Here is a 10,905-nt window from a genome sequence, read left to right as displayed (position 1 = left end):
AAAGAAAAAGCCCGGCCAATTTGGCCGGGCTTTTTCTTTTATAGTCCTGAAATCTTTGCTCCTTGTTCCCCAAATCCTTACTCCCCAAATCACCCTTTATAAGTTCCGAAAAGTTTATCCCAAATGTTGGTATAAAAGCCAAAATTGTGATTGATATTTAAATGATGCTGATGATGAAAAGACGACGTTCCCAGGTACTTAAAGGGAGTAACCTTCCGGATGCTTTGAGGAATAGGTTCTATGCCTAAATGTCCCATAATGCCAAAGAATACATTAGCCATCAGGTAAATAAAAACGGCGTAAAAATTAAAGTTGAATAGCAGGAGCATCACGAGCCATAATGAGCCAAAACCTACTGTTTCCAACGGGTGCAGTACAAACAAATCAATAGGGATAGGATCGGCATAATGATGATGGAACCGGTGGATAGCTTTATACAATACAGAACGGTGTATAGCGTAATGGAACAGGAACATGGCCAGGTCCATCAGTATAAAAAGCGTTACAAAGTCAAAGAGGATACGCCAGGATAAGGTATAGCTTAACAGGATATAACCATGTTTCCAAAGCCAAAAGCCGGCATAGGTTATCACAGTATTTATTACGTTGGTTAAAATACAGATGAATACCTCCTTGCGGGAAGCTGCTTTGATGGGCTTGCGATTAAATTGAAGCACCAACCAGCCGAATAGCAACGCTAGTACAGTGACGAGTAGATTCTCGGCCAAAAATATCACCCAAAGATTAAAAGATGATTGTGCCGACAAGAACCTGAGCATAGGCGAATTTTTTTGGAGTCAAGAACCAAGAAGTCAAGATACAAGAAAAAAGCAATAACAGTTGACGGTCTTTAAAAACACAACTATTGAAGCATGTTTTTATGCATAGATATTTTTCTGTCTTGATTCCTGACTCTTATTATCTTGCTTCTCCTTTAATACTCAAATACCCCAAATTCTGATGTTACCGTTACTTTTTTAGTATCAGCTTTTTCAACGCGACCGATAATTTGCGCGTCAACACCAAAACTTTGAGATATGGATATCAGCTCTGCAGCGATTTCCTGGGGCACATAAAGCTCCATGCGGTGACCCATATTGAAAACCTTGTACATTTCTTGCCAGCTGGTTTTTGATTCTTCCTGGATGAGCTTAAATAGCGGTGGAACGGGGAAAAGGTTATCCTTAATAATATGTAGATTCTCAATAAAGTGTAGCACCTTGGTTTGTGCGCCACCACTGCAATGTACCATGCCATGTATCTGACTACGGTAAGCATCGAGCATTTTTTTGATAATAGGAGCGTAGGTACGGGTAGCACTCAATACCAGTTTACCAGCTGTTACCGATTGGTTGTTGCCTATGTCAATTTTATCAGTCAGGTTTTTGCTGCCACTGAAGATCAGCTCATAAGGAATGGCAGCATCATAGCTTTCCGGATATTTATCAGCTATGGTTTTGTTAAATACATCATGACGGGCAGATGTCAGTCCATTGGAGCCCATGCCGCCGTTATATTCTTTTTCGTAATTAGCTTGTCCGTACGAGGCTAAGCCCACAATCACATCACCCGGCTGGATGCGGTGATTGGATATTACATCCTCGCGTTTCATGCGACAGGTAACGGTCGAGTCGACAATGATGGTACGCACCAGGTCGCCCACATCGGCGGTTTCGCCACCGGTAGAGTAGATGCCGATTCCTGCATCACGCAGCTCGCTCAATATTTCTTCAGTACCGTTGATAATGGCGGTAATCACTTCTCCGGGGATCAGATTTTTGTTACGGCCGATGGTTGATGACAGCAGGATATTATCCGTAGCGCCCACGCAAAGCAGATCGTCAAGATTCATGATGATAGCATCCTGGGCTATGCCGCGCCATACCGAAATGTCGCCGGTTTCTTTCCAATAAGTATAAGCTAATGATGATTTGGTACCTGCACCATCGGCATGCATAATATTGCAATATTCCTCATCGCCGGTTAATATATCGGGTACAATTTTGCAGAAAGCTTGAGGGAAAATACCTTTGTCGATATTTTTTATTGCATTGTGTACATCATCCTTAGAGGCAGATACGCCACGTTGATCATAACGTTGTGAAGAAACCATGGCGCAAAACTAATGATTTTGACACGAATTGTCACGAATTTATACTAATTACACGAATTTAAAGAGGTGCTAATTGATACGGATTAATGAATTTAAATCCATAATTATAAGCGCGTCATTGCGAGGTACGAAGCAATCTCTATGCTGTACAGAGCAAGTATGTATAGTTGACCTGCCTTTGTAGAGATTGCTTCGTGCCTCGCAATGACGTGCGGAAAGAAGGGGCTAAAAAAGAAAGAGTCGGCCATAGCCGACTCTTTCAAAAAATTAGTGGAATTCGCTTTAATTCGTAACAATTAGTGCTTATTTAATAAACAGCAACTCCCTAAATTTTGGCAGTGGCCACAAGGTGTCATCTATTAGCTGCTCCAGTTTATCTACATGGTAACGTATCGGTTGGAAGAATGATTTTACCTTTTCGTCATAATCAATGGCGCGTTGGCGTATGTCTTCAATCACATTGGCTTTTTTGCGCTCATTAACCATTTGCTCCACGTTGGATTTAATAAAGTTCACATGTTCAGATATTTTAGTAATAATATCCAGTTGGGCGGCGTAAGTGTCGTTGCTTAAACCAAGGTCTTTGAGGCCCTTTACGTTTTCGATGAGTTTGGATTGGTAGGCAATAGCCGATGGAATGATCACATTCAGTACCAGCTCGCCAATAACACGTGCCTCGATCTGTAGTTTCTTATAAAAGGCATCCAGTAAAATTTCATGACGGGCATGCGCTTCGCGCGGAGTAAATATGCCGGTTTCTGCAAAAAGGATATCGGTTTTTTCAGATAACATAGCATCCAGCGCTTTTGGCGTGGTTTTGATGTTGGATAAACCTCTTACCTCTGCTTCTTTTTCCCAGGCATCACTATAGCCATTACCCTCAAAGCGGATGCTTTTCGACTCTTTAATATATTTTTTGATCACCATTAACAGGGCCACATCTTTTTTCTCACCTTTTTTGATCAGCTTATCTACGTCAAACTTGAACTTTTTAAGCTGGTCAGCAACGATCAGGTTCAGCACCGTCATCGGGCTGGCAGAGTTTGCTGATGAACCAACGGCGCGTAACTCAAACTTGTTACCGGTAAAGGCAAAAGGCGAGGTGCGGTTACGGTCGGTGTTATCGGGCAATATCTGCGGAATCTTCGGGATGCCTTGCCATAGCAGGTTATCTTCTTTGATCTTTTTGCTGATCCTTGAAGTTTCTATTTCATCCAATACATCATTCAACTGGCTGCCCAGGAAAATAGAGATAATAGCCGGTGGAGCCTCGTTGGCACCCAGACGGTGATCATTATTTACCGAAGCGATAGATGCCCTTAACAGATCGGCATGTTCATAAACCGCTTTGATGGTATTGACAAAGAAGGTAAGGAACATGAGGTTATTCTTAGGCGTTTTGCCTGGCGACAACAAATTTTTACCTGTGTTGGTGATCAACGACCAGTTATTGTGCTTGCCTGAGCCATTGATGCCGGCATAAGGTTTTTCATGCAGCAGAACTTTAAAGTTATGACGACGGGCAACACGGTCCATCAGGTCCATTAGCAATTGATTGTGATCAATGGCCAGGTTTATTTCTTCATAAATAGGTGCACACTCAAATTGTGATGGCGCAACCTCATTATGACGTGTTTTTAAAGGTATACCTAATAATAAGGCCTCGGCTTCCATATCCTGCATATAAGCATATACACGTTCCGGGATCGACCCGAAATAGTGATCTTCTAACTGCTGGTTTTTGGCCGATATATGGCCAAACAATGTACGCCCGGTTAAATACAGATCTGGACGTGCATTAAATAAGGCAATATCAACCAGGAAATACTCCTGTTCGATACCTAATGAAGCATTTACTTTTTCAATACCCTTATCAAAATAATGGCAAACATCAACTGCGGCCTTATCTAAAACGCTCAGCGCTTTTAATAAAGGTACTTTATAGTCCAGGGCTTCGCCGGTGTAGGATACAAATACGGTGGGTATACATAAGGTACGGGCCATCAAAAATGCAGGTGATGACGGATCCCAGGCGGTATAACCACGGGCCTCGAATGTATTGCGGATACCGCCGCTAGGAAAGCTCGATGCATCCGGCTCTTGCTGTGATAAGGCATCGCCCGAAAAACGCTCAATAGCGCCACCGTCAGCGGTAGGTTCAAAAAAAGCATCGTGTTTTTCGGCAGTGGTACCGGTAAGGGGCTGAAACCAGTGTGTGTAATGTGTTGCTCCTTTACCCAATGCCCATGATTTCATGGCGGCAGCAATTTGCTCGGCCAGGTCGCGCGGAATTGGTTCTCCTTTTTCAATAGAGTTAATGATACCCTGGTAAGCTTCTGTAGAAAGATATTCCTTCATTTTCTTTTTATCGAAAACGTTGGCGCCAAAGTAATCTGAAATTTTTGAAGAAGGAGCTTTCACTTCCGGGATGGTTCTGCTCAGAACGTCCTGTAGTGCTTTAAATCGGATGTTAGACATAAGATATGAGGTTAAAATAAAGGTCAACTTTCAAAAATAGAACTATCATTTAAAATATACACAAAAATTAAAGGAAATATGATGTAAGTAGTTAATGATCCTAAAATGATGAATGTTTTGAAAAATGCCCTTTTGATGTCTTGATTTTGATTTAAACTGAACTTTTGAAAGTTTTTTGCCTGTTTTTTGTTCTAAAAAATGAAAAAATCAGACTTTTTTATAAAAAATGATTGAATTTTTTCCATTGAAACAATTTATATCAATTTCTAAGTGAATTAAATTTCAAAATCATCAAAATATGACTTGATTTTTAGTTTTGATTTACAATTTTCATAAATATTGTATTTTGTAACGTTATTTTCTTGTTAAAAATTTGTTATTATTAAAATAACTACATAATTTCAGAAAATAATTTACAGAAACATCATAATTATTGTGTTTTTTATAAAAATAACAATAATTTAAAGGGAAGAAGAGGGGATTTTTGAGTGAATTTGATGAATTTGTAAAATTTAACCCACAATCAAGCTTAATTATATAAACAATCAAACTAAATTAAACTTTTAAAAACAATCAAACTAAATTAAAGACAAATGAAAGTAAGTTCAACAAAACACAACCTCCTGAGTGCAGTCCGACAACTGTCACGTGAAAAATGGGCGCTGGGAGCCACCATTTTAACAGGAAAAATGATTGGTTTAGGGCTGGTATTGGTGGCCATGATCAGTTTGCCTGGCTTATTAGGCTCATCTGCTCACGCTGCCGACACTTATACCGCTCATGAAACAGCACTCATCAATACCGTTAATACGGTGTGGACATTGGTTGCTGCCTTTTTGGTTTTTGGTATGCAGGCAGGTTTTGTGATGCTTGAGGCTGGCTTTGCCCGTAAAAGAGAAACGGTTAACGTTTTAATGGAGTGTATTTTTGATACATGCCTGTGCGGGTTATTGTTTTATGCAATAGGTTACGCCTTTATGTTTGGTAACGGTAATGGCTTTATTGGCTGGGGTGGTTTAGGCGCCGATGGCAAAACCATTACTAATTGGTTCTTTTTACAAAATACTCCGGCTACTTATGGTGCAACCGGTATCCCGCTTTTGGCTCACTGGATATTTCAGTATGCTTTTGCTGATACCTGTTCAACTATTGTATCTGGTGCCATGATTGGTCGTACAAGTTTCCGTGGCGATATTTTATACAGTATAGGTATTACAGGTTTTATTTACCCAATAATTGGTCACTGGGCCTGGGGTCCGGATGGTTTCCTGGCTACCATGGGAGCTACAGGTGGTTTCCTGCCAACATTAGGTCAGCCTTTTCGTGATTTTGCCGGTTCAACCGTGGTACATACTATTGGTGGTGTGGCGTCATTGGCCGGTGCTATGGTGTTAGGCCCACGTTTAGGAAGGATTTTCGCCCGCGACGATAAAGAAAAAGGCGGATTACCTGCCGGTCATAACTTATTGGTTGCTGCAGTAGGTGGTTTTATATTATGGTTTGGCTGGTATGGCTTTAACCCGGGATCAACCCTGTCTGCAATGGATATGCAGGGTATTGGTCGCGTGGCTGCTAATACTACTCTTGCTGCTTGCGCCGGTGGTTTTGCCGCTATGCTGGCTGCCCTTTGGTGGGGCCCGACAAAAGGCAAGTTCGATCTGGCCTTTACCATCAATGGCTTTTTAGGTGGTTTGGTTGCTATTACCTGCCCATGCTACTGGGTTAGTCCCTTTGGTGCTATCTTATTAGGTGCGGTTGCCGGCTTCGTGATATTTGCAGGTGTTTATATTATTGAGTGGTTCCGTATCGACGATCCGGTTGGCGCAGTTTCTGTTCACGGTCTTTGCGGTATCTGGGGTACTTTATCATTAGGCTTATTCGCATCAGGTCAGTTTGGTGCTACAGGCCCAACAGGAGCCGATAATTCAGCACCGGTAACCGGTTTATTATATGGTGGTGGTTTTGGTGTATTGAAAGCTCAGGCCATCGGTAGCTTTGCTATTACTGCAGCTGTGTTTGTAGTAACCTTTGTTATGATGTTTATCATCAATAAACTACCAAATCCATGGAAACTACGTATCGAAGAACATGGCGAAGCAGGTTTAGGCGGTATCGATGTGTTTGATCACGGTATCGAGGTTTACCCTCAACAAGAAGAAGAGATCAGTTTAAGCGGTCTTTTTGACAAAGGGGTTAAATCGACTACCGAAGTTTAGGACGAATAAATAACAATGTGGGTCCCCGGTCGGGGGCCTGTAATACCTTGTGTGGTTGGTGTGTGGCTTTAATGCAATGGCATCGCCAACTGCACAGGGATTTTTTATGCCGACAATAAAAAGTCCTTTATGGTATTAATTGTTTGATTATCAATATTTTATATCGAAAAAATTAACAAACCAAATTTTATTAACAATTAAATCGTTATCATGAAAAAAACAGCTTTACTTTTATGTTTCTTTTCTATCGCGGCTTTTACAGTGAAAGCACAAGACACCACAAAAACGGCAACGGCAGATCCGCCATTGACCATAACCGGGTCTGTTGATGCTTATTATAAGTATGATTTTTCTAAACATGCCAATATACCAACCAGCTTCGCATCTGATCAGAATTCGGTTTCGATAGGTATGGTTGATCTCGGGTTGAAGAAAAAAGTAGGCAAAGCTTCGTTTGTGGGCGAATTGTCTTTTGGTCCGCGAAATGATCAGTCAATCCCAAACCCTAATTACCATATTCAAAACCTGTATGTTTCATATGATGTTACCAATCAGTTTAATTTAACAGCGGGTTATATGGCCACATTTGTTGGGTATGAAGTAATAGCGCCATCAGGTAACTATAACTATTCCACTTCGTATCTGTTTACCAATGGTCCGTTCCAAAATGCAGGTTTAAAAGCCACTTATGCTTTTTCTGATAAAGTAAGTTTAATGGCTGGTATTTTTAATAACTACTGGAATGCTTACTCATCATACAGAACCGTAGGGGCTACTACTACAACATCGGGCGATGTATCAACTTTTGGCGCTCAATTGGTGGTAACCCCGGTTAAAGGCTGGACGGCTTACCTGAACTTGTTAACCGGTTCTTATTCCGGAACAGAGTTTGATTTAACCACAGCTTACCAAATAACTGATGCCTTTAAATTAGGATTAAACGGTGCTACTTTCTCTGCTCCACATGATGGTGGCGGCTTTAGTGGTGTGGCCTTGTATCCTCAGTTAGCGGTATCAAAAATTGTAAGCTTTGGTTTAAGAGGGGAGTACTTTAAAGTGAAAAATGATGGCGGTGATGTAAAAGCGATCACCGTAACTTCAAATATCAAGGCTGGCCCGCTAACGCTGATACCTGAGGTGAGGTTTGACAACAAGAGCGATAAATTCTACGCGCCTTTTGTTAACAGCAGCGGTGTATCAACAAACAAGGCTTCGCAGTTTGTGTTAGCAGCGGTTTACGCGTTCTAAGAAAAAATAGATTTCAAATCTTTTCGTAAAAGCCGTTCCTATTACCGGAACGGCTTTTATCTTTGGGGATAAAGATTTTGGAACAAGAGTTTTTGGAGCAAGGAATAAGGACTTTTGTCTGCTCGGATTTTAATTTTTTTCAATCCTTGCTCCTTGATCCCCAAATCCTTACTCAACTTAATAAATTATAAAATGAAGAATATACTGATAGTGTTTGCTTGTGTGTTGTTGGCGAAAAGTGCTTCGGCTCAAAAAGATTCGCTGGCTTTTGATGAAAATGATAAGTATATCTATTATCAAACGGTTACCCAGGAAGGCCTGAGCGCCGATACTTTGTATAGCAGGGGGTTCTATTTTTTTAAGTCGGCCTATCCTAAAGATAAACTAAAGCTATCAACTACCGATAAAGCGCAGGGTGTGCTGGTAGGCAGCAGTGGTTTCCTGGTGTCGAAAAAATCATTTGTAACTACTCATGAAGATGGCGAGATAACCTATACGTTGCGGGTGGAGGTAAAGGATAATAAATATCGCTATTGGTTTACCGATTTTGTATATGTGCCCTATCAGCGCAATCGTTACAATGTGTATGAGCCTGTGCCGGGCGTTACCATCCCCATGGAAAAAGCCAAAGACAAGCTGGATAAGCGTGATGTTACGGAGTTTTTGAACCGTATATTGCAGAATAGTCGCAAAGTAGGTGGGGTATTAAGGTCATATATGCTCAAAATATCGGCTTTGCCCAAAGAGCAGAAAAAAATCAATAAAATATCGACGAAGGAGTGGTAGTTTAAATGGTGAATGGTGAGATGTGAGATGTGAGATGTGAGATGTGAGATGTGAAAAATTGGTAAGCAAGTTAGATAAATTCTGAAAACGGCGCAGCCCTCAACCGAGTTAATTCTTTAATTCTGAAAATTCTGATTCAGACAAAAAACTCACTAATTCACTAAATCAATAATTCAATAATTAAAAAAGCTGCATCTTTAAAAATGCAGCTTTAGTTTTTTTCTTGTTGTTTGGTTTAATAAATAATACGGTGGAGTTTAAAGCTCTTCGTCGTGCTGACTTACGTCAAGACCGGCCAACTCTTGTTCTGGTGTTACGCGTAAGGTGCTGATCATGTCTGTGATCTTCAGTAATAACAGGGATCCAAAAAATGCGAAGGCGGAAACACCTACCAATGTAATGAGATGAAGGAAAAATAAATGGGTTTCGCCATAATATAAACCGTTGCCGGTAGTATTGCCCGCGTTTACATTTTGATGCGCGAATACGCCGGTTAATAACATGCCCACCATGCCGCCTACACCATGGCAAGGAAATACATCAAGGGTATCATCAATGCTGGTTGATGTTCTCCAGATTACCACCAGGTTACTTACTACCGCGGCAACTATACCGATAATTAAAGAGTGCGGGATGGTTACAAAGCCAGCTGCCGGTGTGATAGCAACAAGGCCTACAACTGCGCCAATACAAGCACCCATAACGCCAGGTTTTTTACCACGCAGGATATCAAAAAACATCCAGGCCATTGCAGCAGCAGCTGATGCGGTGGTTGTGGTAGCTAAAGCGGTTGCGGCTAATGTGCCAGAGCCTAAAGCTGAACCGGCATTAAAGCCAAACCAGCCAAACCACAATAAGCCGGTACCTAATAGTACGTAGCTGATACGGGCCGGCGCGTGTGCTTTATCGTTGCGTTGTTTTAAGTATAAGGCCGAAGCCAATGCAGCCCAGCCAGCCGACATGTGTACTACCGTGCCACCAGCGAAATCCAATACGCCTTTACCAAACAGGAATCCATCTGGGTGCCAGGTAGAGTGGGCGAGTGGGGCGTATATAAATATCATGAACAGGCAAAGGAAAATTACATAGGAGTTAAAGCGGATGCGCTCGGCAAAAGCTCCGGTGATGAGTGCAGGGGTAATTACCGCGAATTTTAACTGGAACATGGCGAATAATACCAACGGTATGGTTGGCGCCAATTTCCAGGTGGCATTGCCCAGTGTGCCTTTCATCATAAAAAAGGTGCGCGGATCGCCAATGAAGCCACCGATCGAATCGCCGAAGGCCAAGCTAAAGCCGAAGATTACCCATATAACAGTGATTACACCCATGCAAACAAAGCTTTGCAGCATGGTTGATAGTACGTTTTTTTTGCTCACCATGCCGCCGTAAAAAAAGGCCAGACCGGGTGTCATGATGAGTACAAGGGCGGTGCTTACTAACAGCCAGGCGGTATCGCCGCTATCAATTTTGCTGTCTTTTATGGTAGTGAGGGTAACGGAGGGGTATACAAGTGCCAATATAATTACGACGATAAGTACGCCAAAGGGTATGAATTTTTTCATGTTTCGGGTTTTAGGGTGTTAGTAAGGTTTGATCAATACTGCCTGGCACCAATCAAAATACCAGGCAGTATTGGGAGTCAGGATGTTAAGAGCCAGGAATCAGGACAAAAAGAAAAACAGTGATGAATTTGGTGTTGTCCCTGATCTGAAGGATAAATATTCAAACGAAGAGGTTAACGATCAACTGTTTTGTTTTTTTTGTCTTGATTCCTGATTCCTGATTCTTATCTCTTGATTCTTAAATAACTCCCGGCATCCAATCAAAATGCCGGAGGTATTAAACTAAATTTTTAAAAACAATAAGATCCGGATGCTTAATCAGGGCACCGGGATAGCATTGTTTTTTCTGCTACCAAAAAGCGTGAAACGGAAAAAGGATGAGTTTGCGGAAACGTGACAGCTGACTTGTGTCGTGGCCGCAAGTGAAAGTGATGTATTTTATCCCTATCGAGAAAAAATTAGGGTTGTGATAAAAGCCTTGCAGCGAATGTGCTCCACG

The 10,905-nt window shown here is 41.6% G+C and carries 7 protein-coding genes; 3 read left to right on the top strand and 4 right to left on the bottom strand.

All coding sequences use genetic code 11. The features are described 5' to 3' along the window. Window positions 1–89 precede the first annotated feature (89 nt). From G7092_RS11295 to G7092_RS11285, 3 genes are all read right to left on the bottom strand, one after another. Window positions 90–779, bottom strand: coding sequence for a sterol desaturase family protein (locus G7092_RS11295; protein WP_166089252.1), 690 nt, complete (start codon window positions 777–779; stop codon window positions 90–92). Between the two features lie 155 nt (window positions 780–934). Further along, entirely contained in the window at window positions 935–2,113 is a 1,179-nt protein-coding gene (locus tag G7092_RS11290; protein WP_166089249.1) for an AIR synthase related protein, read from the bottom strand. A 303-nt stretch (window positions 2,114–2,416) separates the two neighbouring features. Continuing rightward, window positions 2,417–4,591, bottom strand: coding sequence for a glutamine synthetase III family protein (locus tag G7092_RS11285; RefSeq protein WP_166089247.1), 2,175 nt, complete (start codon window positions 4,589–4,591; stop codon window positions 2,417–2,419). 593 nt (window positions 4,592–5,184) lie between these two features. Between G7092_RS11285 and G7092_RS11280 the strand changes: the two genes are divergently transcribed. The 3 genes from G7092_RS11280 (at window position 5,185) to G7092_RS11270 (ending at window position 8,841) form a co-directional block, all read left to right on the top strand. Continuing rightward, window positions 5,185–6,807, top strand: a complete 1,623-nt coding sequence (locus G7092_RS11280; RefSeq protein ID WP_166089245.1) for an ammonium transporter — start codon at window positions 5,185–5,187, stop codon at window positions 6,805–6,807. Window positions 6,808–7,017: 210 nt separating this feature from the next. After that, the gene (locus G7092_RS11275; RefSeq protein WP_166089243.1) at window positions 7,018–8,055 is read left to right on the top strand and encodes a porin; all 1,038 of its coding nucleotides are present in this window, start codon (window positions 7,018–7,020) and stop codon (window positions 8,053–8,055) included. 192 nt (window positions 8,056–8,247) lie between these two features. Then, the gene (locus tag G7092_RS11270; RefSeq protein WP_166089242.1) at window positions 8,248–8,841 is read left to right on the top strand and encodes a DUF4468 domain-containing protein; all 594 of its coding nucleotides are present in this window, start codon (window positions 8,248–8,250) and stop codon (window positions 8,839–8,841) included. A 257-nt stretch (window positions 8,842–9,098) separates the two neighbouring features. Here the strand turns inward: G7092_RS11270 and G7092_RS11265 are convergent, their stop codons facing one another. Further along, the gene (locus tag G7092_RS11265) at window positions 9,099–10,406 is read right to left on the bottom strand and encodes an ammonium transporter (RefSeq protein ID WP_166089239.1); all 1,308 of its coding nucleotides are present in this window, start codon (window positions 10,404–10,406) and stop codon (window positions 9,099–9,101) included. Window positions 10,407–10,905: the final 499 nt, after the last annotated feature.

Origin of the sequence: Mucilaginibacter inviolabilis (assembly GCF_011089895.1) — a bacterium.
Lineage (GTDB): Bacteria > Bacteroidota > Bacteroidia > Sphingobacteriales > Sphingobacteriaceae > Mucilaginibacter > Mucilaginibacter inviolabilis.
The sequence above is the reverse complement of the archived record's forward strand: the minus strand, read 5'-3'. Positions and strand labels throughout refer to the sequence as shown.